Origin of the sequence: Azospirillum sp. (assembly GCF_035628975.1) — a bacterium.
Lineage (GTDB): Bacteria > Pseudomonadota > Alphaproteobacteria > Azospirillales > Azospirillaceae > Azospirillum.
Window position 1 is genome coordinate 102,334 of record NZ_DASPIS010000138.1, and the last position, 24,535, is coordinate 126,868.

General features: G+C 68.8%; 18 protein-coding genes. 9 read left to right on the top strand and 9 right to left on the bottom strand.

Going from position 1 to position 24,535, the window contains the following annotated elements; all coding sequences use genetic code 11:
- Positions 1-55: 55 nt before the first annotated feature.
- Together VD964_RS28600 and VD964_RS28605 are read right to left on the bottom strand one after the other, a co-directional pair.
- Positions 56-412: a hypothetical protein gene (locus VD964_RS28600; RefSeq protein WP_324871820.1), complete on the bottom strand. Its 357-nt coding sequence runs from the start codon at positions 410-412 to the stop codon at positions 56-58.
- Between the two features lie 22 nt (positions 413-434).
- A complete protein-coding gene (locus VD964_RS28605) occupies positions 435-650 on the bottom strand; it encodes a hypothetical protein (RefSeq protein WP_324871821.1) in 216 nt (71 codons plus the stop codon).
- A gap of 228 nt (positions 651-878) precedes the next feature.
- On the opposite strand from VD964_RS28605, the gene VD964_RS28610 reads away from it, so the two are divergent.
- Entirely contained in the window at positions 879-1,220 is a 342-nt protein-coding gene (locus VD964_RS28610; RefSeq protein ID WP_324871822.1) for a YnfA family protein, read from the top strand.
- Here VD964_RS28610 and VD964_RS28615 read toward each other — a convergent pair.
- Positions 1,192-1,437 (bottom strand): hypothetical protein, encoded by a 246-nt coding sequence (locus VD964_RS28615; protein WP_324871823.1) that lies wholly within the window; start codon positions 1,435-1,437, stop codon positions 1,192-1,194. The genes VD964_RS28610 and VD964_RS28615 overlap by 29 nt on opposite strands.
- A 617-nt stretch (positions 1,438-2,054) precedes the next feature.
- Here VD964_RS28615 and VD964_RS28620 point away from each other — a divergent pair.
- The 3 genes from VD964_RS28620 (at position 2,055) to VD964_RS28630 (ending at position 6,436) form a co-directional block, all read left to right on the top strand.
- Complete coding sequence (locus VD964_RS28620) at positions 2,055-4,244, top strand: putative bifunctional diguanylate cyclase/phosphodiesterase (protein WP_324871824.1); 2,190 nt, start codon at positions 2,055-2,057, stop codon at positions 4,242-4,244.
- A 79-nt stretch (positions 4,245-4,323) separates the two neighbouring features.
- Positions 4,324-5,346, top strand: a complete 1,023-nt coding sequence (locus VD964_RS28625) for a Fe(3+) ABC transporter substrate-binding protein (RefSeq protein ID WP_324871826.1) — start codon at positions 4,324-4,326, stop codon at positions 5,344-5,346.
- 1 nt (position 5,347) lies between these two features.
- Positions 5,348-6,436 carry an ABC transporter ATP-binding protein gene (locus VD964_RS28630; protein WP_324871827.1) on the top strand — a complete coding sequence of 363 codons (1,089 nt, stop codon included), beginning with the start codon at positions 5,348-5,350 and terminating at the stop codon, positions 6,434-6,436.
- A gap of 178 nt (positions 6,437-6,614) precedes the next feature.
- Here VD964_RS28630 and VD964_RS28635 read toward each other — a convergent pair whose 3' ends face one another.
- The gene (locus VD964_RS28635; RefSeq protein WP_324871829.1) at positions 6,615-8,402 is read right to left on the bottom strand and encodes an ABC transporter ATP-binding protein; all 1,788 of its coding nucleotides are present in this window, start codon (positions 8,400-8,402) and stop codon (positions 6,615-6,617) included.
- Positions 8,403-8,575: 173 nt separating this feature from the next.
- On the opposite strand from VD964_RS28635, the gene VD964_RS28640 reads away from it, so the two are divergent.
- Positions 8,576-9,619: a patatin-like phospholipase family protein gene (locus VD964_RS28640; protein WP_324871830.1), complete on the top strand. Its 1,044-nt coding sequence runs from the start codon at positions 8,576-8,578 to the stop codon at positions 9,617-9,619.
- Positions 9,620-9,640: 21 nt separating this feature from the next.
- On the opposite strand, the gene VD964_RS28645 is transcribed toward VD964_RS28640, so the two are convergent.
- Positions 9,641-9,823 carry a hypothetical protein gene (locus tag VD964_RS28645; protein WP_063634311.1) on the bottom strand — a complete coding sequence of 61 codons (183 nt, stop codon included), beginning with the start codon at positions 9,821-9,823 and terminating at the stop codon, positions 9,641-9,643.
- 163 nt (positions 9,824-9,986) lie between these two features.
- On the opposite strand from VD964_RS28645, the gene VD964_RS28650 reads away from it, so the two are divergent.
- Positions 9,987-10,487: an RT0821/Lpp0805 family surface protein gene (locus tag VD964_RS28650; RefSeq protein ID WP_324871831.1), complete on the top strand. Its 501-nt coding sequence runs from the start codon at positions 9,987-9,989 to the stop codon at positions 10,485-10,487.
- A 119-nt stretch (positions 10,488-10,606) separates the two neighbouring features.
- Positions 10,607-12,502 (top strand): potassium/proton antiporter, encoded by a 1,896-nt coding sequence (locus tag VD964_RS28655; RefSeq protein WP_324871832.1) that lies wholly within the window; start codon positions 10,607-10,609, stop codon positions 12,500-12,502.
- Positions 12,503-12,508: 6 nt separating this feature from the next.
- On the opposite strand, the gene VD964_RS28660 is transcribed toward VD964_RS28655, so the two are convergent.
- Together VD964_RS28660 and typA are read right to left on the bottom strand one after the other, a co-directional pair.
- Complete coding sequence (locus VD964_RS28660; protein WP_324871833.1) at positions 12,509-14,182, bottom strand: iron ABC transporter permease; 1,674 nt, start codon at positions 14,180-14,182, stop codon at positions 12,509-12,511.
- A 224-nt stretch (positions 14,183-14,406) separates the two neighbouring features.
- Positions 14,407-16,233, bottom strand: coding sequence for a translational GTPase TypA (gene typA, locus VD964_RS28665; RefSeq protein ID WP_324871834.1), 1,827 nt, complete (start codon positions 16,231-16,233; stop codon positions 14,407-14,409).
- A 248-nt stretch (positions 16,234-16,481) separates the two neighbouring features.
- Here typA and VD964_RS28670 point away from each other — a divergent pair, with 248 nt between their 5' ends.
- Both VD964_RS28670 and VD964_RS28675 read left to right on the top strand, forming a co-directional pair.
- Positions 16,482-18,488, top strand: a complete 2,007-nt coding sequence (locus VD964_RS28670) for an autotransporter assembly complex family protein (RefSeq protein WP_324871835.1) — start codon at positions 16,482-16,484, stop codon at positions 18,486-18,488.
- A gap of 86 nt (positions 18,489-18,574) precedes the next feature.
- Positions 18,575-22,891 (top strand): translocation/assembly module TamB domain-containing protein, encoded by a 4,317-nt coding sequence (locus VD964_RS28675; protein ID WP_324871836.1) that lies wholly within the window; start codon positions 18,575-18,577, stop codon positions 22,889-22,891.
- A 15-nt stretch (positions 22,892-22,906) separates the two neighbouring features.
- On the opposite strand, the gene VD964_RS28680 is transcribed toward VD964_RS28675, so the two are convergent.
- On the bottom strand, positions 22,907-23,323 hold the full coding sequence (locus tag VD964_RS28680) for a winged helix-turn-helix domain-containing protein (protein WP_324871838.1): 417 nt from the start codon (positions 23,321-23,323) through the stop codon (positions 22,907-22,909).
- A gap of 16 nt (positions 23,324-23,339) precedes the next feature.
- Positions 23,340-24,467 (bottom strand): PLP-dependent cysteine synthase family protein, encoded by a 1,128-nt coding sequence (locus VD964_RS28685; protein ID WP_324871839.1) that lies wholly within the window; start codon positions 24,465-24,467, stop codon positions 23,340-23,342.
- Positions 24,468-24,535 lie beyond the last annotated feature (68 nt).

Here is a 24,535-nt window from a genome sequence, read left to right on the forward strand (position 1 = left end):
AGAATGGCTCCATTAAAATTAGTACACGAAAGTCAAACCTGGGCAGAGCGGGCAGTCAGGCCCGGCGCGGCCCGTCGATACCGCGGCCGGCCGACCGTTCCGACGCCGGGGCTGCGACAGGCATCGGACCGGCGCTGCGGCGCCGCAGCGTGGCCAGCGTCAGTGCGTGATGGCTGATGCGGTTGCGGAACTCTCCGTCCACACGGCTGAAGGCGCTGTAGGCCAGTTGCACAGCGGCCGGGGACCGGGTCCGTCGCGCCTCCTGCAGTGCGTCGCGCAGGGTGCGCAGTTCGAGGATGCCCGGCACGAAGGCCATCTCCACCGCTTCGGCGAGGATTTCGATCGAGCAGAGCGCGGCTTCGTCTTCGAGCACGCAGGCGTCGAAGGGGCGCTTTTCGGGTGGGAGGCCCATCGGCATGCCTCCGTTGCGATGTTCAGGAACCGAGCAGGTCGAGAACCGCCGCCAAACAACGGCGACGGGTTACGCAGTCGTCACAGCAGCCGGTCGCCTGGAGATGCTGCGGGCAGTGCTGGCGGCGCAGCGCCTCCAATCCCTGGCGCAACGCATGCTTCTTCGCGTCCGAGATCACGTCGGTGGCCCGGATGGTCTCCAAAGCGTCCTGCATGGGATTGGATGCGTCTATGAACATTTCGCTATGCCTCCACTCCCCAAAAATCTATGCCGCGCCCACGGACAAGTCCATGAACAGCCTGTAATATTAGCGGTGCAAATTGAAACGAGCTGTGGCGCATTTCGCCGCGACGCAACGAATCGGCGTTTCGGGATCGGCATCAGGCCATTGACGCAGGTCCGGGCGCGCCGCAGCATCGCCGCGACTGATTGATCGATCGGTTGACGACGGCGATGCGGGGGATGGATGGAGCGGGCGGTGTGGCCGACGCTGGCCTTATACGGAGCTGCGGCGCTGGCGGAAATAGCCGGCTGTTTCGCATTCTGGGCCTGGGCGCGGCTGGATCGCAGCCTGTGGTGGACGCTGCCGGGCGTGGCCAGCCTTTGCCTATTCGCCTGGCTGCTGACGCGGGCGGACGCCGATTTCGCCGGCCGGGCCTATGCGGCCTACGGCGGCGTCTACATCGCCGCGTCGCTGCTGTGGCTCTGGCTGGTCGAGGGAGCGCGGCCGGACCGTGGGGATGCGGCCGGCGCTCTGCTCTGTCTGGCCGGGGCGGCGATTATCCTCGCTGGTCCCCGCGCGGGCTGAGGGCAGGCGGGACGGGCCGGTTGACCGACCGCCGCAGGGCAGGGCCGTTCACCAGGACCAGACGAACCCCATCCACGTGCAGATACGCCCCGACGCGCACCTTGCCGCGCAGGATGTCGTCGTTGAGCATGATCTGCGCTTCGGCCAGGGACAGCGGGGTACCCTGGTAGTATGCACGGCCGTCGGCATGGCGGATCTGGCTGAATGCGTTGGTCATGTCACGGTGCTCCCTGTCCTTGTTCTTGAGCGGCGGACCGCCGGCTTTCCCGATGCGTAACGGCGGCTGCCATTGCCGATGCCAATATCGGACGAACGCCTTGAAGGTCCGGTTTATTCCTCCATCGAATGCACGTCGGCATCGAATGCATGTGGGCATCGAATGCACGCGGGTCGAAAGCCACTGGAGAGGGGCGCCTTGCAGCCGTTCCGGCCGACACGCTCCCATCCGCGAATATCCTGCGGGGAACACTGCCGCAGGTCCAGGTGCAAGTGGGCGATGCCACCGAATTGTCGCAGACCACACGCGCAAAAGCTGTGGTGGTGCGTCGCGCGGCGGTCGATTATTCCCGGGAACCGTACTGCGCATTGAACCATGTCAATCGCGCATCCGACTTCAACCGTTAGAGTGCAAATGCATCACGGTCCGGCGGCCATGCGAATCATCGGTATGCCGCAGCTTGGCCGAACGTTGGAAAAGTCGCCGATCGGGGTCATAATACCTCCGTCGGATGTGCGAATGATAATATGGGTTGCCCACTCCTGTTTCGGCAGGCCGGCAGACAGAGACCTGCAGAGAAAACGGATCGCTTCGTGAACCTACAACCGGCGGATCAGATGAACGGCTCCGAAATCAGCGGTCCCGGCGGCGATGCTTCCGCCCGGGAAGGCGGTGCCGCCGCCCTGCCGCGCGATCCGGCCTTCCTGGCTTCGCTGGCATCGAGCCTGCTGGCCGCCAGTCCCCTCGACCCTGGCGGGGCGGTGCTGGTTTATGTCGACCGCGACCGCGTGCTTCGCCATGCCGACCCGCGGTTCGCAGCCGTGCTGGACGCCAAGCCCGAGGATCTCGTCGGCCACCCGCTTGCCGACTTCGATCATCCGGCGATCGCAGCGCTGAGGTCGGCCATCGGGACGGTCGGCCAATCGCCGTCGCGGTTTTCGGCGCCGCTCGATTGCCTGACGGCCGGCTGTGACGGCCGCCGCTCGATTCTCAGCGGCAGCGTGCTGGCCCACCGCGACGCCGCGGGCGAGACGGTGGGGTATCTCGGCACCTTTTATCAGACCGGCGACCCCGACCGCATCGCGGAATTCGTGACCTGCCGCGACACCTTCATCGCGACCCTGCTGGACGCCGCGGTGGACGGTATCATCGTGTCCGACCGCAGCGGCATCATCCGTTCCATCAATCGGGCCTGCTGCCAGCTGTTCGGGTACGAGGAGGGCGAACTGCTCGGGCGGAACATGACCATCCTGATGCCGCCGCCCTTCTCGCGCGACCACAACCGCTACATCGACACCTATATGAAGACCGACCGGGCCAAGATCATCGGCATCGGCCGCGACACGCTGGGCCAGCGCAAGGACGGAACCGTCTTCCCCATCCATCTCAGCGTCGGCCAAGCCCGGCTGGGGGAGGAGGCGACCTTCGTCGGCATCATCCGCGACATCTCCGAACGTCTGGCCGCCGAACAGCGCGCCACATATCTGGCGCGGCACGACCCGCTGACCGGCGTCCTCACCCGAACCGCCTTTCTGGAGGATTGCGAGGCGCTGTTCGCCAGCCACGGCACTGCGGACGGCGAAGCGGCGGGTGAGGGGCTGTTCGCGCTCTTCTCCCTCGACGTCGATCAGTTCAGCGACGTGAACGAGGCCTTCGGCTTCCATGTCGGCGATGCGGCGCTGAAGGCCATGGTCAGCCGGGTGATGGAGGTTCTGCCGCCCAACACCATCGTCTGCCGCATCGCCGCCGATGAGTTCGCAGCGCTGTCACGGGTGACCGACGGCGAGCATGCGCGCACGCTGGCCGGGGTTCTGCACGACCGGCTGACCGCCTCCATCTATGCCGACCGTCATTGGGTGCGGCTGCGCCTGTCGGTCGGGGCGGCGGTACAGGACGACTCGGTCAGCACGCTGGAGGATCTGAACGCCAAGGCGAAGCTGGCCCTGCAGGCTGTGCAGCACAATGGCGGCAACGCCGTGTGCTTCTACACGCCGGAAATGGCGGCGGCGGCGACGCGGCGGATGATGCTGACTATGCATCTGACCCACGCCATCGAACGCAACGAGCTGCATCTGGTCTATCAGCCCATCGTGGACTGCCACGGCCGCGTTCGGTCGGCGGAGGCGCTGCTGCGCTGGACCCACCATGCGCTGGGGCCGGTCTCGCCGGGGGAGTTCATCCCGGTGGCGGAGGAAAGCGGGCTGATCGTCCCCATCACCGACTGGGTGCTGTCCACCGCCATCGCCCAGATGTCGCGGTGGGAGGAGGAGGGCGTGCTGCCCGATCGCGTGTTCCTCAACATCTCCGGCCAGCAGTTCCTGCGCGGCAATCTGACGCTGCGGCTGGAGGAGTTGCTGGGCCGGCATCCGTCCCTGCGCAGCCATCTGGGGCTGGAGATCACCGAGCAGGCGGCGGTGCGCGATCTGAAGGTGGCGGTGCGCACGCTGGGGGAGCTTGCCGATCTCGGCATCCAGGCGGCAATCGACGATTTCGGCTCCGGCTATTCCTCGCTCAGCTATGTGCAGCAGTTGCCGGTGGCGAAGCTGAAGATCGACCGCGCCTTCATCATCGACGTTCCGGACAACCCGAAGAACAACGCGCTGGTCCGCGCCGCCGTCGGCATGGCGCACGGCCTGGGCCTGACCACCGTTGCCGAGGGGGTGGAGACGGCGGAGCAGCGCGATTTCCTGGTGTCGGTCGGCTGCGACATGATGCAGGGCTATTACTTCGGCCGGCCGATGGCGCCGGACGCGCTCGCCGACATGCTGCGGGCACAGGCGATGCAGGCTGCCTCCTCCGTTGGGTAAATCCCGTCTCGACAGCATAAGCTGCAACTGATATCCATTCTCACGACCTTGAGAGTCATTCGCAGTCCGGGAGTGAAGAATGTTCATCGATAAGTTCGCCGGGATCGCTTTCGCCGTTGGTGCCTTGACTGCCTTCTCCGTGCAGGCTCAGGAAGTAAACGTCTACAACTCGCGACATTATAATACCGACCGCGTCATCTATGAGACCTTCACGAAGTCGACCGGCATCAAGGTCAACATCATCGAAGGCAACCACGACGAACTGATCCAGCGGATGAAGTCGGAGGGGGCCAGCAGCCCGGCCGACCTGTTCATCACCGTGGATGCCGGCCGTCTGGCCGCCGCGGCGAAGGAAGGGCTGTTGGCCCCGGTCGCCTCGCCGACGCTCGACGCCATCAAGGTTCCGTCCAACCTGCGCGATCCGAGCGGCGCCTGGTGGGGACTGTCCAGCCGCGCCCGCATCGTCGTCTACGCCCGCGACCGGGTGAAGCCGGACCAGATCAAGAACTACGAAGATCTCGCCAAGCCGGAGTGGAAGGGCCGCGTCCTGACCCGCAGCGGCACCCATCCCTACAGCCTGGCCCTGACCGCCTCGATCATCGAAGCCCAGGGCGAGGAGAAGACCGAGGAGTGGGTGAAGGGGCTGGTCGCCAACCTCGCCCGCCCGCCGCAGGGCGGCGACACCGACCAGATCCGTGCGGTCGCGGTGGGCGAGGGCGACGTCGCCATCGCCAACACCTATTACGTCGGCAAGCTGATCACCTCGGCCAAGCAGGAGGACCGCGAGGTCGCCTCCAAGATCGGCGTGATCTTCCCCAACCAGGACAACCGCGGCACCCATGTGAACCTCAGCGGCGCCGGCGTGGTGAAGACCTCCAAGAACCAGGATAACGCCCGCAAGCTGCTGGAATATCTGCTGAGCCCCGAGGCGCAGCGGCTGTTCGCCGACGGCAACATGGAGTATCCGGTGAACCCGGCGGTCCAGCCGCATCCGGAGTTGGTGAAGCTCGGCACCTTCAAGGCCGCCGACGTCAACGCCGCCGCCTTCGCAGCCTACACCCCGCAGGCGCTGCGCATCATGGACCGTGCCGGCTGGAAGTAAGATGACCGACGCCCCGTTCACCGCGACATCGTCCGCCCCCTCTCCGTCGTCCGTCGTCCTGACGGGCATCACCCACCGCTACGGGCCGCTGACCGCCGTCGACGACGTGTCGCTGTCGGTCGCCCCGCGGGAGGTGGTCTGCATCGTCGGCCCGTCGGGCTGCGGCAAATCGACCCTGCTGCGCCTGATCAGCGGGTTGGAGACGGTCCAGGCCGGCACGATCACGGTGGACGGGGCGCCGCTCGCCACCGCCGACCGTTCCCTGCCGCCTGAAAGGCGGCCGGTCGGCATGATGTTCCAGGATTTTGCGCTGTTCCCGCACCTGACCGTCGCGGGCAACATCGCCTTCGGCCAGACCGACCGCCCGCGCGCCGAGCGCAAGCGCCGGGTGGCCGAACTGCTCGAGACCATGGCGTTGACCCGCTACGCCGACGCCTATCCGCACACCCTTTCGGGCGGGCAGCAGCAGCGGGTGGCGCTGGCCCGCGCCATGGCGCGCGACCCCAAGGTCCTTCTGCTGGACGAACCCTTCTCCGCGTTGGACGAGCAGCTTCGCCGTTCGGTCCGGGAGGAGGTGGTGCGGATCATCCGCGCCAGCGGCATCGCCACCATCGTCGTCACCCACGACCCGGAAGAGGCGATGGAGATGGGCAACCGCGTCGTGGTGATGGAGGCCGGGCGCATCGTCCAGGCCGACACGCCGGTGAATCTCTACCAGCGCCCGGCCAACAGCTTCGTCGCCCGCCTGTTCGGCGAGGTCAACCGCTTCGAATCGACGGTGCGCGACGGCCAGATCGTCACGCCGCTCGGCCGCATCCAGGCGCCGCACCTGCCCGGCGGAACCAAGGTGGAGGTCGCCTGCCGCGTCGAGGATCTGGAACTGGTGCCGCTGGGCGCCCGCCCTGACGCGGTGCCGGTCCGCGTCCGCCACTCCAGCTTCCTCGGACCGGCGACGCGGGTGTGCCTGGATTTGCCGGGCGTTGCGTCGGAGATCCACGCCCGCCTGCCGGGGCATGTGGATGTCCGTGCGGGAGAGGAGTTGTCGGCTGCGATGGCGGCCGAACGGGTGATGGTGTTTCCGGCGGAGTGAGGGAGTTGTCGGAGCGGATGCCCCCTCCCTAACCCTCCCCCTCTTCGAGGGAGAGGGGACTGCCGCTTCTCCTTTGCCGAACCTTACCAAGCGTTCTACCCCCTCTCCCGCGATCGGACCGGCCTTCGGCCGGCCGAGAGCGGGGGAGGGATGGGGAGGGGGCCTCAGACAAGACCCCTCAAGCCCCCGCCCGAACCTCATCCTCGCCGAACTGCAGCCGGCACAGCCGGGCATAGGCGCCGTCGGCGGCCAGAAGGGCCTCGTGAGTGCCCTGTTCGATGATGCGGCCGCCTTCCATCACCACGATGCGGTCCGCATTGCGCACGGTCGCCAGCCGGTGGGCGATCACGATCGTCGTGCGCCCCTCCGTCAGCCGCTCCAGCGCCGCCTGCACCAGGCGTTCCGATTCGCTGTCCAGCGCGCTGGTCGCCTCGTCCAGCAGCAGGATCGGTGCGTCCTTCAGGAAGGCGCGGGCCAGCGCCAGACGCTGGCGTTCGCCGCCGGACAGCTTCACCCCGCGGTCGCCGATCACCGTGTCGTAGCCCTCCGGCAACCGCGATACGAAATCATGGGCGGCGGCGGCCTTGGCGGCGGCAATGATCTCCTCCATCCCGGCATCCAGCCGGCCGAAGCCGATATTCGCCCGCACCGTGTCGTTGAACAGCACCGTGTCCTGGCTGACGATCGACACCGCGCCGCGCAGGCTGCGCAGGGTGGCGCCGCGCACGTCCTGGCCGTCGACCAGAACCTCGCCTCCCGTCACGTCGTACAGGCGCGGGATCAGGTTGAAGACGGTCGATTTGCCGGCGCCGCTGCGCCCGACCAGCGCCACCGTGCTGCCGGCCGGCACGTCGAGGTCGATGCCCTTCAGCGTGTCGGCCCCCGCCTCATAGGAGAAACGGGCGCCGCGCAGGGCGACCGCACCCTCGGTCACGGCGAGCGGCTTGGCGTCCGGCCGCTCCAGGATGGTCGGCTGCTGGTCCAGCAGCTCGAAGATGCGCTGGGCGGCGGCCAGTCCCTCCTGCAGGGCGGCGTTCAGCGTGCCGATGGCGCGCACCGGCTGGGCCGCCATCAGCAGCGCGCCGACGAAGCCGGAAAAGGCGCCGACCGAACCCTCGCCCATCGTCATGCGGTAGCCGGCAAAGGCGATCACCCCCGCCACCGCGACGCCGCCCAGCACCTCCATCATCGGGTCGATGCGCGAGCGGGCGCGCACCGCCTTCATGGTCAACTGGTAATTCTCGTGAAAGGCGCGGCCGGCGCGGGCGCGCTCATAGTCTTCCAGATTGTAGGTCTTGACCATGCGCGCGCCCGACAGGCTTTCGGTCAGCAGCGAGGTCATGTCGCCCATCTGTGCCTGGGTGTCGCGCGACACGCGGCGCAGGCGCTTGCCGATGCGCACGATCGGCACCGCGGCGATCGGATAGATGATGAAGACGATCAGCGACAGGAACCAGTCGAGATAGAACATCGACCCGACCAGTGCGATCACCGTCAGGATGTCGCGCACCAGACCGGTCAGCGTGCGGGTCAGCGCGTTCCGGATCAGGTCGACGTCGTTGATGAAGCGCGAGGTCAGCGACCCGGTCGGCGTGGCGTGCAACTGGGCCATGTCGGCGGTCTGCAGATGCGTGAACATCGACAGGCGGACGTCGGCGATGATGCGCTGGACGATGTCGCTGGTCACCACCGTCTGGGAATAGAGCGACGTCCCCTTGATCACCGTCACCGCGACGATCGCCAAGGGAATCACCAGCAGCATGCCGCGGTCCTGGGCGGAGAACATGGCATAGGACTGGTCGATCAGCAGCGGATAGGCGCCGGTGGTCGCCGCCACCACCGCCATCAGCAGGAAGGACAGCATCAGCTTGCCGCGGTAGGGCCGCACCCACTCGCGCCACATCCGCGCCACCAGCCGTTCGGTCGCCGCATCCAGGCGCAGGGGCTTGCCGCTCTTGTTCGTCACGATCGCATCCGATCTCTTGTCCGTTGCGGATGGCTTAGCCCATGGGCTTCGGCTTTGTCCACCGGTCGGCGTACCGGCCCGGTTCCGGTTACAGGCTTCCTTTACCGCTTTCGTGCCAAGTTGCTGATCATCGGCATGGCGGATGTCCGTGCCGCCGGAAAAGGGGGAGGTCCATGGCGAACGGAAACGGTTCGAATGGAAACGGCGCCAATGGGCGTGAGGGCGGGCGTGAGGGCGGGCGTGACGGCGGCGCGCGGCGTCCGCGCATCGGCCTTGCGCTTGGCGGCGGGGTGGCGCGCGGCTGGGCGCATATCGGGGTGCTGCGGGCGTTGAAACGCTATGGCATCGAGGCCGACATCGTCTGCGGCGCCTCGGTGGGTGCGCTGGTCGGCGGGCTCCATCTGGCGGGAAAGCTCGACGCGCTGGAAGAGTGGGCGCGCGAGCTGACCCGGCTCAAGATCGTCGGCTATCTGGACCTGCGGCTGCGCCAGGGCGGTGGGCTGATCAGCGGCGACCGGCTGCTGGCCGAGCTTCGCCTGCATCTGGGCGACCAGCGGATCGAGGAGTTGCCCTGTCCCTATGCCGCCATCACCACCGATCTGGTGACGGGGCACGAGGTGTGGCTGCAGCGTGGCGAACTGGTCGACGCCATGCGGGCGTCCTTCTCGCTGCCGGGGGTGTTTCCGCCGGTGCAGATCGACGGGCGCTGGATGATCGACGGCGCGCTGGTCAATCCGGTACCGGTGTCGGCCTGTCGGGCGCTGGGCGCGCAGATGGTGATCGCCGTCAATCTGGCCGGCGATATCCTGGGCAAGGCGCGCAAGCCCGGTGCCAACGTGCCGACGGCCGCCGGGTTCGACCTGCTGCGGTTGGTGGAGGGCGAGACGCCGGAACACCGCCCGCCGAGCGGAATCGGGGCGCTGACCCGCCGCATCTTCCGCCGGGACTATGAAGGGCCGAGCCTGTTCGGCGTGATGGTGTCGTCGCTGGGCATCGTCACCGACCGCATCACCCGCTCGCGGCTGGCCGGCGACCCGCCGGACGTCCATATCGTGCCCCGGCTGGGCCATATCGGCCTGACCGAGTTCGACCGTGCGGACGACTGCATCCGCGAGGGCGAGGCGGCGGTGGAGCGCGTCCTGCCGGAACTGCACGACGCGCTCGCCGTCTTCGCGACCGGCCCGCGGGAATCCTCCCGCGAGCCGATGCGCGGATAGCTCCGTATGGGGAGCGGTGCTTTAATGATCGATGGCCGTGCCAAGCGCCGCACCGCCCAGGCCGCCGATCACGGCGCCGCGGGTGCCGTCCACCGCGTAACCGCCGGCCGCGCCGGCCGCACCGCCGACCACGCCGCCAGTCGAGCAGGCGGTGAGGGAAAGAAGCGCGAACACCGCACCGATCAGACGCAAACGGGACATCATGCAACCCTCCTCGTGTTGACTGTTCGATGTCTAAACACGCGGAACCGCATTTTGCTTCCATCGCCTCCTGATCTTTTGGTTCTGACTCTTTCGAGGGGAACCTCTTAACCCCACAAGCGTTGACCGGACTTTGACCATGCAACGTTGACACGGGGGAACAACCATGCGGCGCATCACCAACCGCCTGCGCGCAACCGCCATCGCCGCCACCGCGGCGCTGTCCCTGGCCGCCTGCCAGACCGGCAACAGCGGCGGCATCGGCGGGATGAACACCACAGAGACCGTCGGAACGCTGGGTGGCGCCGTTGCCGGCGGCCTGCTCGGCTCGCGCTTCGGCGGCGGAGCCGGCAAGCTGGCGACCACGGCCATTGGTACGCTGCTCGGCGCCTATGCCGGCCAGCAACTGGCCCGCCAGTTCACGCCGGCCGACCAGAACCGGGCGTCGGATGCGGAGGAGCGCGCGGTCGCCAACAACCAGACCATCACCTGGAACAACCCGCAGTCGGGCAACAGCGGCACCATCCAGCCGGTCCGCACCTATCAGGGCGACAGCGGCCAGACCTGCCGCGACTACAACCATACCGTGGTGATCGAAGGCCGGACCGAGGTCGCGCGCGGCACCGCCTGCCGTCAGGCTGACGGAAGCTGGAAGCTGGTATCGTAAGCGTACAGCCTTTCCGAATGACCGCCTCCGGCTTCTACGCCTTGCGGATGTGCAGGGTTGCCGTCAAAATCAAAGGGTTCCGCCAAGTGGCGGCCTGATGCCAACGGCGTGTGAGGCATATGGAGGCGGTCAGCTACATCATTCTCATCGGGTCCACGCTGCTGATCGTCAGCGTGCTGACCAGCTACCTCGCCTTGCGCATCGGCGCCCCCCTGCTTTTGATCTTCCTCGGCATCGGCCTGCTGGCGGGGGAGGACGGCATCGGCCGGATCGCCTTCAACGATGCCGGTTCCGCCTTCCTGATCGGGTCGATGGCGCTGGCGGTGATCCTGTTCGAAAGCGGATTCGACACCAAGCTCGCCAGCTACCGCGCCGCAGCTTGGCCGGCGATGACCCTGGCGACGGTCGGCGTCGCCGTGACCACCGGCGTCGTCGGCGTCGCCGCCCATTACCTGATGAATCTTGGCTGGTGGGAGGCGCTGCTGGTCGGCGCGGCCTGCAGTTCCACCGACGCGGCGGCGGTCTTCTTCCTGCTGCGCGTCGGCGGCATCACTCTGCGCGACCGCGTGCGTTCGACGCTGGAGATCGAATCGGGCAGCAACGACCCGGTCGCCATCATGCTGACCATCCTGCTGGTGGAGGCGGCGACCCATGGTCTGGCGTCGCCCGCCGCCATCGTCGGCGAACTGGTGCTGGCCTTCGCCCTGGGCGGGGTGATGGGGCTGGCCGGCGGCTGGCTGCTGGTGGCCTTCATCAACAAGGCGAATTTCGAGACCGGGCTGAACCCGGTGGTGACGCTGACCTTCGCCCTGTTCATCTTCGCCGCCACCAACGTGCTGGGCGGCAGCGGCTATCTGGCCGTCTATGCCGCCGGGCTTTATGCCGGGAACGTCAAGCTGCGGGGAGCGCTGGAACTGCGGCGCTTCCATTCCGGCCTGACCTGGCTCAGCCAGATCGTCATGTTCGTCATGCTGGGCCTGCTCGCCACCCCGCGGGAGTTCGCGGGCATGCTGCTGCCGGCCCTGGGGGTGGCGCTGGTGCTGATCGTCGTCGCCCGGCCGCTGGCGGTGTGGATTTGCCTGCTGCCCTTCCGCTTCTCGGTGCGGGAGACCAGCTTCATCGCCTGGGTCGGATTGCGCGGCGCCGTCTCGCTCCTGCTGGCGCTGGTTCCGGTGCTGGGCGGGCTGGAGAACGGGCAGCTGATCTTCAACACCGCCTTCGTCGTCGTGGTCGTCTCGCTGCTGGTGCAGGGCTGGACCATCGGCACCATGGCCCGCGCGCTGGAACTGATCGTCCCGCCGCGCCGCGGCCCGGTGGAGCGCGTGGAACTGGAGCTTCCCGGCAACGCCGACCAGGAGCTTGTCGCCTACACCGTCCATGGCAAGAGCCCGGCAGCGCGCGGGCAGCGCATGCCGCGCTGGGCCAAGCCGTCGCTGGTCATCCGCTCGGGCGCGGTGGTTCCGCTGCACAAGGCCAAGCCGCTGCAGACCGGCGACCATGTCTATCTTTTCACGCCGCAGCACCGCCTGCCGCTGATCGACAAGCTCTATGGCGGCAGCCGGGCGCTCGACCAGTCCGACCGCGAGTTCTACGGCGATCTGGTGCTGAGCCCCGATGCGACGGTGGAGCAGATCGCCGAGATGTACGGCCTGCCGCTGTCGCTGCCCAACGCCCGGCTGACGCTGAGCGACCTGCTGCGAAACGAGTTCGGCGGCTCCTGCGAGCTGGGCGACCGGGTGCGCATGGGCGGTGTCGAGCTGATCGTGCGGGACATGGACGAGGACACCATCACCTCGGTCGGGCTGGCGTTGGAGCCCGTCCGCGTCACCAGCCGGCGCCGGCCGCTCTACCAGCGCGTCACCGACGTCCATGGGCGGCTGCGCGGCTGGTGGAATGAGCACGCCTTCCGCCGCTGGAAGGAGCGCGAGAAGCTGCGGGCCCGGCGGCTGGCGGCCCCCCTGCCTGTGGCGGAACCGCCGCGCGAGGACAGGGTGGAGAGCCGCAACGAGGTGTGAGCGGCGCTACCCGCGATGGCCTGGGCGCGACGAGGCGATGGTGCGGCTCAGATAGATGACGGGGGCGAGGCCGACCAGAACGATCACCAGGGCGGGCAGGGCGGCATCGTCCAGCCGCTCGGTGGAGGCCATGCGGAAGGCCTCGATCGCCAGCGTGTCGAAGTTGAAGGGCCGCAGGATCATCGTCGCCGGCAGCTCCTTGGTGATGTCCACGAACACCAGCATGGCGGCGCTCAGCAGGCTGGGGCGCAGCAGCGGCAGATGGACCCGGCGCAGCACCTGCAGCGGCGTGTGGCCGAGCGAGCGGGCCGCCCCCTCCAGATTGGGGCCGATCTTGGCGAAGCCGGATTCCAGCGGCCCATAGGCAACCACGAAGAAGCGGATCAGATAGCCGTAGAGGATGCCGGCGATGGTGGCGCCGAGGATGGCGCCGACCGGCCAGCCGGTCCAGTCGCGGGTCAGCCCGACGGTGATGAGGATGCCCACCGCAATCACCGTCCCCGGCGTGGCATAGCCGAGCGAGGCGAGGCGGGCGGCACCGGTGGCAAGCCCGCTGCGGTCGTGGCGCACGCCATGGATCACCATCAGCGCCACGGCGACCACCAGCGCGGCCCCGCTGGCGCCGAGGATGAAAGTGTTGACCGTCAGGTCGGTGAAGCGGGCAAGCGTCAGCTCGGTTCCGCCGCGCAGGATCATGCGGATCAGCACGGCACCCGGCAGCAGGAAGCCGAACAGCACCGGCGTCAGGCAGACGATCCAGGCCACCACCGTGCCGCGGGCCGACAGGCGCGGGGCGGGCAGGGCGCGGTAGCGGCCGGTGGTCTGGTGGAAGCGCATCCGCCCGCGCGACAGCCGCTCCAGCCCGACCAGAGCCAGCACAACCAGCAGCAGCACGGCAGCCAGTTGAGCCGCCGCGGCCGCGTCGCCCAGCGCGAACCAGGTGCGGTAGATGCCGACGGTGAAGGTGTCGATGCCGAAGTATCGGACCGCGCCGAAATCGGCCAGCGTCTCCATCAGCGCATAGCCGACGCCGGCCACCAGCGCCGGGCGCGCCAGCGGCAGCGCCACGCGGCGGAAGGCGCCGAATTGGGTGCAGCCCAGCGTGCGGCTGGCCTCCAGCACGCAGACGGACTGTTCCAGGAAGGCGGCGCGGGTCAGCACATAGACGTAAGGGTACAGAACCGACGACAGCACCAGCCCGGCGCCCCATGCGGTGTGGATCTCCGGGAACCAGTAGTCGCCGCGGCGCCAGCCGAAGGTGGCGCGCAGGAAGGACTGCAGCGGCCCGGCGAATTGCAGGAAGTCGGTGTAGGTGTAGGCCAGCACATAGGCCGGCATGGCAAGCGGCAGGAGCAGCACCCATTGCAGCACCCCGCGCCCGCGGAAGTCGTGCATGGTGACGGTCCAGGCGCAGGCGACGCCGGTCACCAGCGTGACCACGCCGACGATGCCCAGAAGGATCAGGGTGTTGAGAATGTAGCCGGGAAGCACCGTCCGCGCCATGTGCCCCCACAGGTCGGTGGAGACGCCGGCCGCCTGGACGAAGACGGCAAGGATCGGCAGGGCGATCAGCAAGGCGAGGATGAGGGCGAACAGCCCGGTCGGACCGACCCGCGACCACAGTCGGCGAGGAGAGAAGGACGGAGAGCCGGAAGACTTCGCGTCGGTCGCCATCGCCATGCGGGGGTGTCCTCGCTGTCGGAAAAGATAGTCGGAGCGGAGTGCCCCCTCCCTCCCGCTTCGCGGGTCCCTCCCTCCCCCGCTTTGCGGGAGAGGGTGGATTTGCCATGCAGCGGCAGTTCCCTCTCCCGCGATCGGACCGGCTTTCAGCCGGCCGAGAGCGGGGGAGGGTTAGGGAGGGGGCATCAACGCCAGATACTCTATCCTAAAAACACCAGCCCCTATCAGCTCGCCTCGGCGGCGCGCTGGTGACGCTTGCGCTCGTTCGGATCGAGGTAGCGCTTGCGCAGGCGGATGGACTTGGGCGTGACTTCCACCAGCTCGTCGTCGGAGATGTAGGACAGCGCCTTTTCCAGGGTCATCTGGATCGGCGGGGTCAGGCGAACGGCCTCGTCCTTGCTGGTGGTGCGGATGTTCGTCAGCTGCTTGCCCTTGATGACATTGACCTCGAGGTCGTTGCCGCGGGTGTGCTCGCCGATGATCATGCCCTGATAGACGGGAACGCCCGGATCGATCAGCATCGGGCCGCGATCCTCCAGGTTCCACAGCGCGTAAGCCACTGCGGTGCCGTCGCTGTTGGAGATCAGGACGCCGGTGCGGCGGGCCGCGATGGCGCCCTTGAACGGGGCATAGCCGTGGAACAGGCGGTTCATGATGCCGGTGCCGCGGGTGTCCGTCAGGAACTCGCCCTGATAGCCGATCAGGCCGCGCGACGGGGCGTGGAAGACGATGCGGGTCTTGTTGCCGCCGCTGGGACGCATCTCGATGAGGTCGGCCTTGCGCTCCGACATCTTCTGGACGACGGTGCCCGAGAACTCCTCGTCGACGTCGACGACGACTTCCTCGATCGGCTCCAGGCGCTGGCCGTTCAGCGGGTCGGTCTTGAACAGCACGCGCGGACGGCTGATCGCCAGCTCATACCCCTCGCGGCGCATGGTCTCGATCAGGATGCCCAGCTGCAGTTCGCCGCGGCCGGCCACCTCGAAGGCGTCGCCGCCCTCGGTGTCGGCGATGCGCAGAGCCACGTTGCCTTCCGCTTCGCGGAACAGGCGGTCGCGGATCATGCGGCTGGTGACCTTGTCGCCCTCGCGGCCGGCCAGCGGGCTGTCGTTGACCGAGAAGGTCATCGCCAGGGTCGGCGGGTCGATCGGCTGGGCGGCCAGCGGTTCGGCCACTTCCGGCGCGCAGATGGTGTCGGCCACGGTGGTGTTGGTCAGGCCGGCCAGAGCGACGATGTCGCCGGCATGCGCCTCGTCCACCGGCACGCGCTCCAGGCCGCGGAAGGCCAGCACCTTGCTGATGCGGGCATTCTCGACCAGCTTGCCGTCGCGGCTCATCGACTTGACGGCCATGTTGACCTTGACCGAGCCCGTCTGGATGCGGCCGGTCAGGATGCGGCCCAGATACGGGTTCGCTTCCAGCGTGGTCGCCAGCATGGTGAAGGGCAGGTCTTCCTCGACCTTCGGGGCCGGGACGTGGTCGCGGATCAGTTCGAACAGCGGGGTCAGCGTCTCGCGGGCGCCGTTCTCCAGATCCGTAGTCGCCCAGCCGTTGCGGCCCGAGGCGAACAGCGTCGGGAAGTCCAGCTGCTCGTTCGAGGCGTCGAGCGAGGCGAACAGGTCGAACACCTCGTCATGCACCTCGTGCGGACGGCCGTCGGGACGGTCCACCTTGTTGATGACGACGATCGGGCGCAGGCCCAGCTTCAGCGCCTTGCCCAGCACGAACTTGGTCTGCGGCAGCGGGCCTTCGGCCGCGTCGCAGAGCAGGACGACGCCGTCGACCATGGAGAGGATGCGCTCCACCTCGCCGCCGAAATCGGCGTGGCCCGGGGTGTCGACGATGTTGATGCGCAGGTCGTTCCACAGGACCGACGTGCACTTGGCCAGGATGGTGATGCCGCGCTCGCGCTCCAGGTCGTTGGAGTCCATGGCGCGTTCGGCCACCTGCTGGTTCTCGCGGAACGAGCCGGCCTGCTTGAGAAGTTGGTCGACCAGCGTGGTCTTGCCGTGGTCGACGTGGGCGATGATGGCGACGTTACGGAGATTCATGGAGCCTTCGGTCTCGCAATGGCACCCCCGACACGCAGCAGCGTCATGCCACAAACAACAAAAAGGCCCGACGAAGATTAATCCGTGGGCGCTGTCGGGGAAACTGTTGCGGCGCAATATATGGATCTGCGGCTAAAACGCAAGTCCCGTGCCCTTTGGTCTAACGCGAATTTCCGGGATGGAGCCATGCGTGCTCGCAGCCTACATTGTGGGCGATGATCCGCTTCGCTTCTGCTTCCCGCCGCAGGATGGCCGCCGCAACCAGGTTTGCAGCCACGCCCTTCAAGGCCCCCATCGCCGTTCCGCTGGTCGCCGCCCTGCTGCTGCTGGGGCCGTCCGGCGCCGGCCGCGCCCAGGATTCGCCGGCCGACGGCATTCCCGGTGCCGTCCCCGCCAATCCTCCCGCCAATCCTCCAGACGTTGCCCAGCCCGATGCTCCGGCGGAGGAAGAGGTGCGGCCGGCCGGCATCCGCTATGACGTCGAGATCACCGGTGTCGAGGATGACGGCCTGCGCGGCACGCTGAACGATGCCTCGACGCTGGTGGAGTTGAAGGGGGATACGCCGCCTTCGCTGATCGGGCTGGAGCGGCGGGCGGACAGCGACCGCGACCGGCTGCAGACGGCGCTGCGCTCCGCCGGCTACTACGACGCCCGGCTGGACATCCGCATCGAGGATCCGGCGGCCACCGGCACCTTGCCTGCGGGTGGGGAAGCTCCGCCGGTCAAGGTGACGGTCGCGGTGACGCCGGGTCCGCTCTACCACTTCAAGACGGTGACGGTGCGCGGCGCCGCCAACTCCACTGGCGGTTCCACCTTGCCGGGGGAGGTCGCGACCGACGACCTCGGCCTCGCCGCCGGGGCGCCGGCGGTGGCGCAGCGGGTGCTGGATGCCGAATCGGAACTGATCGGCCGGCTGGCAAAGCGCGGCTACGCCTTCGCCAAGGCGTCCGACCGCGAGGTGGTGGTCGATCATTCCGACCGCACGATGGACGTCACCTATACCGTCGATGCCGGCCCGCTGACCCGGTACGGCGCGACCCGCATCGAAGGGCTGGAGAAGGTCGACGAGGATCTGGTGCGCGGGCGGCTGGCCTGGAAGGAGGGGCAGGTCTACGATCCCGGCGCCACCGACCGGGCACGCCAGGACATCGCAGCATTGCAGGTCTTCGACACCGTCCGCGTGCGGATGGCGGACGAGCCGGGGCCGGACGGCGTGACGCCGGTGATCGTCTCGGTGGGCGAGCGCAAGCGCCGCTTCATCGGCGGCGGCGTCACCTTCTCGACCGAGGACGGGCTGGGCACCAACGCCTATTGGGGCCACCGCAACCTGTTCGGCGGGGCGGAGCAGCTGCGCCTCGGCGTCGATGTCGGCCGAGTCGCCGGCTCAAGCGGCGGCAGCTCCAGCACCGGCAACGACCTGCCGGACCTGCGTTTCAGCGTGAATTTCCGCAAGCCCGACTTCCTGGCGGTGAAGCAGTCGCTGGTGGTCAATTTCGCCGTGGTCAACGACCAGCCGCCGGCCTACAGCCGTGTCGCGTCGGAATTGACGGTCAAGCTCGAACGGCCGCTGACCGACCAACTGACCATCAGCTACGGCGTGACCGGCGAGCGCGGCCGGGTGAAGACGGAGGACACCACCTATCAGACCGCCTTCATCGGCGTGCCGCTGGGCGCCGCCTGGAACGGCACCGACAATCTGCTGAACCCGACCTCCGGCCAGCGGGCCTCGCTGCAGGTGACGCCGTGGTTCCCGGTGGGTGGCGACACCAAGTCGCCCTTCACCTCGATCCTGCTGAACGGCTCCACCTACTACGATCTCGGCAATGACGGGCGCTATGTGGCGGCGGCGCGGATCGGGCTGGGCAGCATCCTCGGCACCTCGCTGACCGACATTCCGCCCGACCATCGGTTCTATGCCGGCGGCGGCGGGTCGGTGCGCGGCTACGGCTTCCAGAAGGCGGGGCCGCGCGACCGCTACGACGATCCCGTCGGCGGCCGGTCGCTGTTCGAGATCGGGGCGGAGCTGCGCATCAAGGTGACCGAGAGCATCGGCGTCGTGCCTTTCGTCGATGCCGGCACGGTCTATGATTCGGCCTATCCCGACTTCAGCGAGCCGCTGCGCGTCGGCGCCGGCCTCGGCCTGCGCTACTACACCGACTTCGGTCCGTTGCGCGTCGATGTCGGCGTTCCCTTCAACCCCGCGAGCGGCGATGCGCGCTGGCAGCTGTATCTCAGCCTTGGGCAGGCGTTCTGATGGCGCAATTTCGTCCCAATCCTTCGGGACGATGACTGGCTATTGCGGTTGAGACATAGTTGGGTGTGCTGGTGAAAGGGCATGGTGTGACGGCGGTTCGCATTCTTCTGGTCGGTCTGACGATCCTGGCCGGCCTGCTGGCCGGTCCGCAGCCCGCAAGGGCCTTCTCGCTGCTCGGCGATTCCACCCGCGAATGGCTGACCGAGAAGATCGAGGGCGCCGTCGAATCGCCGGACATGCATCTGAAGCTCGGCACCATCGAGGGCAGCATCCCCACCGACTTCACCATCACGACCGTCACGCTGGCCGACAGCCAGGGCGTCTGGCTGACCATCGACCGGCTGCATGTGGTGATGTCGCCATCCGCCCTGTTCCTGCGCAGCGCCAAGATCGATTCGCTGGAAGCGGCCTCCGTCGTCGTCACCCGCGCGCCCATCAGCACCCAGCCCGCTGCACCGTCCGATCCCAACGCCCCGCTTCTGCCCAGCCTGCCGGTCGACATCGACCTCGACAAGCTGGTGGTGGAGCGGCTGGAGTTGGGACCGGCCCTGCTCGGCGAGCCGGCGGTGCTGCGCATCACCGGGGCGGCGGAACTGGCGCACAGCGGCGGGGCGCTGGACACCACCCTGTCGGTGGCGCGCATCGACGACAAGCCCGGCAAAGCCGATATCGCCGCCGCCTACAAGCCGGACGAGAACACGCTGGCCCTCTCGGTCGATGCGTCGGAACCGGCCGGCGGCGTCATGGCCCGCGCCCTGTCCATCCCCGGCCTGCCGCCGGTGCAGGTGACGCTGAAGGGCGACGGCACACTGGACGACTGGGCCGGCAAGCTGGCCGCCGTGTCCGGCGAGGCCGCAGCCCCCGTCGGCACATTGAACGCCGACGCCACCATCAAGAAGGTGCCGGAGGGCCATGCCCTGACGCTGGCGGCCGGCGGCAACTTCGCCCCCCTGATCGCCGGGCTGGCGGGGGAAACGGTGACGCCGCTGATCGGTCCCACCCCGACGCTGAACGCCAGCGTGCTGCGGGCGCCGAGCGGTGCCATCACCGTCCGTCCGCTGGCGCTGACCGTCGCCGCCGCGACCGCCACGGTGAACGGCGACATCGCGTCCGACTACAACAGCCTGAACCTGCGCTGGACCCTGCAGGCCGGCCCGGAGTCCACCCTGCATCCGCTGGTCCCGCTGTCCTGGCGCGAGGGCGTGGTGGAGGGCTCGGCCGAGGGCGCACTGAACGCGCTGAACGTCGCGGTCAATGCCACGCTACGCGATCTCGCCGCCGACGATCCGGCGCTGTTCCGCCTGACCGGGCCGGAGACGTCGCTCGCCGCCCGCGCGCGGATCGACGTCGGCAGCGGACAGGTCGGCCTGGAAACGCTGGCGCTGAATGCCGCCGCCGCGCGGGCGGAGGCGAAGGGGACCATCGGCGGCTGGGGCCAGACCGCCGACCTGACGCTGTCCGCCAGCGCCGACGACCTCGCCCCGCTGTCGGACCTCGCTGGCCGTCCACTGGCGGGGGCGGTCGCTCTCTCCGGTCCGGTGAGGCGCGGTGCCGACGGCGTGCTCACCACCGAGCTGACCGGCAGCTTCGACCGTTTCGCCACCGGCACGCCGGCCGACGCGGTGCTGGGCGACAAGGCGACGCTGGCGCTGGCGGCACGGATGGAGCCGGACGGCGCCATGCGCCTGACCGACCTGACGATCGACGGCCGCAACGGCAAGCTGACCGGCAACGCCGCGCTGGCGAACAATCAGGTCGATGCCCGCACCACCCTGACGGTGGCGAAGCTGGAGCCGCTGGGCGGCGCGCTCGGCACCCCGATGGAGGGATCCGCAACGCTGGATGCCACCGCCCGCGGCCCGCTCGACGCCATCGAGGCGCAGGCGAAGCTGAACGCCCGCGACCTCGTGGTCCAGGGCCGCCGTCTGGGCACCACCGACGTGCAGGCCACGGCATCCGGCCTGCCGGCGACGCCGAACGGCACGGTGTCGGCCCGCACCAACCTGGACAAGACGCCGCTGGCGCTCGACGGACGCTATGCGCTGCGCGAGCAGACGCTGCGGTTGGATGGGCTGACCATCGCCAACGGGTCGAACCGCATCACCGGTCAGGCCCAGGTGGCGCTCGACACCCTGCTCGCCACCGGACGGCTGGAAGGCGCGCTGCCCAACCTGAACGGCCTGTCGGAACTGGCCGGCATGCCGCTCGGCGGCGGGGCGACCTTCGCGCTGGCGCTCGACGGCAAGGGCGGCAAGCAGGCGGCCAACCTGACCGCCGACGCCACCAACCTGCGGGTGGAGGGGGAAGGCGGACCGCTGCTGACCGCCCGCCGCCTGACCGCACGGGCCGATGTCGCCGACGCGCTCGGCACTCCCAGCGGCAAGGCGCGGGTGGAGATGACCGACGGAAACGCCGCCGGCAACGACCTGCGCAGCGTCACCGCCTCGGTCGACGGATCGCTGGCCAAGGCCTCCTTCCAGGCCAACGCCGCGGGTGCGGGGGCCCAGCCGGTCGCCCTTGATCTCGCCGGCAATCTGACGCGGGAGGGGGAGGCGACGCGCATCCGGCTCGACCGCCTGCAGGCGCGCTATGCCGGGGAGGAGCTGCGGATGACCGCCCCTGCCGCAATCCTGCTGGCCGAACGCCGCTACGAGGTGAAGGAACTGCGGCTGTCGTCGGGCAATGCCCGTCTGGTCGCCGACCTCGGCCTGAACGGCGACCGGCTGAGCGGCGAGTTGACGATCGACCGTCTGCCGCTCGCCTTGGCGAAGCTCGCCAGCCCGACGCTGCGGCTGGACGGCGTCGCCAACGCGCGCGCCTCGCTGGGCGGAACGCTGCGCAGCCCGCGGGCCGACGCCACCCTGCGCGTCAGCGGGCTGAAGGCGCAGCAGACGACGCAGGCCGGCCTACCGGGCATCGACGCCAATGTGGACGCGCAGTGGCGCGACCGCCGGCTGTCGATGACCGGCCGCATCGCCATGCCGAAGAACGCCGGCACCCTGACCGCCAACGCCGCCGTGCCGCTGGTGATGGACCCCGACAGCTATGCCGTCAGCCTGCCGCCGAACGGCGCGCTGGAGGCGGCGGTCAACGGCACGCTGGACCTGTCGCTGGCGAACGACATTCTGGCGTCGTCGGGCGACCGGGCGCGCGGGTCGCTACAGCTCGACGTGCGGGCCGGCGGCACGGTGGAGAAGCCGTCGCTCGGCGGCTCCGTCGTGCTGGCGAACGGGCGCTACGAGAACCGGGCGTCGGGTGCCGTCATCACCAACATCCAGGCGCGTCTGGTCGGCGACGGCGACGTCTTCACCATCCAGAGCTTCCAGGGCCGGACCCGCAACGGTGGCGCCATCAGCGCCAGCGGCGTCATCCGCCCGGCGGCTCCGGCCGACCGGCAACTCGACATCGCGCTGAAGGCCGACAACGCCCGCTTGGTCGAGATCGACATCGCGACTGCGGAGATCGGGGCGAACCTGACGCTGACAGGCGGATTCGCCAATGCGCGGCTGGCCGGGCCGGTCGATATCCGCCGTGCCGAGATTCAAATTCCCGACCGCATGCCGGCCAGCGTCGTCGATCTGAAGGTATCGGAGGTCGGCAAGGGCCGCGCCCGCGGCACCACCCAGGTCTCGACATCCGGCGGCACCCGGCGCATCCCGCAGCCGGAGGAGGCGCCGCCCGCGGCAACGCCCTTCGTGCTGGCGCTGGACATGACGGTGAACGCGCCCAACCAGATCTTCGTGCGCGGTCGCGGGCTGGATGCGGAACTCGGCGGGAATCTGCGGGTCGGGGGCACCGCGGCGGCGCCCGAGCTGACCGGCCGCTTCACCATCCTGAAGGGCAGCCTGAACCTGCTGGCCCGCAATTTCGAGTTCAAGCGCGGCATCTTCGACTTCGACGGCGGTCTCGATCCCCGGCTCGACCTGCTGGCCGAAGCGACGGCCAACGGCATCACCGCGCAGGTGGTGGTCAGCGGCACCCCCCGCCAGCCGAAGATCGAACTGACCTCGCCCCAGGGGCTGCCCCAGGACGAGGTGCTGGCCGGCGTGCTGTTCGGCAAGTCGGTCGGCGACCTGAGCGCGGCGGAGGCGGTGCAGCTTGCCCAGTCGGCGGCGGCGCTGGCCGGCGTCGGCGGCGGGGGCGGCGGCATCCTGGACCGCGTACGCCGCAGCATCGGCGTGGACCGGCTGGACTTCACCCAGGGCGAGAACGGCAAGGGCGGCGCGGTGCAGGCCGGCCGCTATGTCAGCGACCGCGTCTATGTCGGCGTCGAACAGGGCATCGGCGCCAACCAGAGCCGGGCGAAGGTCGAAGTCGACATCACCAAGAACCTGAAAGGCACCGCCTCGGTCGGCGCCAACTCCGACACGCAGTTCGGGCTGGTCTACGAGAAGGACTACTGAGGACGGGGTGGGCCGTCACTCCGCCCCGCATCCCGGCTTCAGCGCCGGATCGTTGGCGAAGCTGCCGTCGTCGGCCCGCTTGTCCGCGCCGTAATCCGGGTTTGTCCCCGCCGCCAGCGCCGCCAGCCGGTGGGCGGTCGCCACGCGGGCTTCGCGTTCGACGGCGCGGTAATGGTCGATGACCTCCTCGCCGAAGGCGGTCAGCACCGTGCCGCCGCCATGCTTCCCGCCCACCGCGGCGCTGACCACCGGTTCGCGGAAGATGCGGTTCATGTCGTCCACCAGCAGCCAGGCCCGGCGATAGGACATGTTCAGCGCCCGTCCGGCGGCGGAGATGGAGCCGGTTTCGCGGATCCGTTCCAGCAGCATGATCTTGCCGGGACCGATCGAGCCGCCGCTGTCGAAATCGATGCGGATCCGCATGCGCGTCATCGCCGCGACCCTCCCGTCACCGTTCGGCGGTCTCGATCCCGTCGCCGCTCCAGGCGCCGGTGCGGAAGAAGCCGTCGATGCGCTCGCACCACGGGGCGATGTCCAGCCCGGCCGACACCAGCCAGTCGCGGTTGAAGTAGGTGCCCATATAGCGGTCGCCGGGGTCGCAGATCAGGGTGGCGACGCTGCCCTGCCGACCGTCGCGCATCATTTCCGCGATCAACTGGATTGAGCCCACCAGATTGGTGCCGGTGGAGCCGCCGCAGGCGCGGCCCAGCCGGTCCCGCAGCACCCAGATCGCGGCGATGCTGGCGGCGTCGGGCACGCGGATCATGCGGTCGATCACCGTCGGCTGGAAGGACGGCTCGACCGTCGGCCGCCCGATCCCTTCGATGCCGGACCCGCGGCCGACATCGGCCTGCGGGTTGTCGTCGCGGAAGCCCTCGAAGAAGGCCGAATGTTCGGGGTCGGCGACGCAGATGCGGGTCGGCAGCCGGCGATAGCGCACGAAGCGCCCCATCGTGGCGGAGGTGCCGCCGGTGCCGGCGCCGCAGACGATCCAGTCCGGCACCGGATGGGGCTCCTGTGCCAGTTGCTCGAAGATCGACTGGGCGATGTTGTTGTTGCCGCGCCAGTCGGTCGCGCGCTCCGCATAGGTGAACTGGTCCATGAAATGGCCGTTGCAGGCCTGGGCCAGCCGCTGCGCCTCGGAACAGACCTCCGACGCGCGCTCCACCATGTGGCAGCGGCCGCCGTAGAACTCGATCTGCGCGATCTTGGCCGGGGAGGTGTTGCGCGGCACCACCGCGACGAAGGGCAGGTCGAGCAGTTGGGCGAAATAGGCCTCCGACACCGCGGTGGAGCCCGACGACGCCTCGATCACCGTGGTGCCCTCGCGCACCCAGCCGTTGCAGATCGCATAGAGGAACAGCGACCGCGCCAGCCGGTGCTTCAGGCTGCCCGTCGGGTGGGTCGACTCGTCCTTCAGGTACAGCGTGATCCCCGGCGCCGACGGGATCGGCAGGCGCAGCAGATGGGTGTCGGCGGACCGGTTCACGTCCGCCTCGATGCGCCGCAGCGCCTCGTCGAGCCAGCCGCGCCGGGCGGCGGTGGAGTGGGAGGCGGTCGGGGTGGGGGAGGTCATGAGGTCCCGTGTGGCAGCGCTTCGCAGGACTCAATCCATAGCGCGGATTGTCGCGGATTGCATCCGGC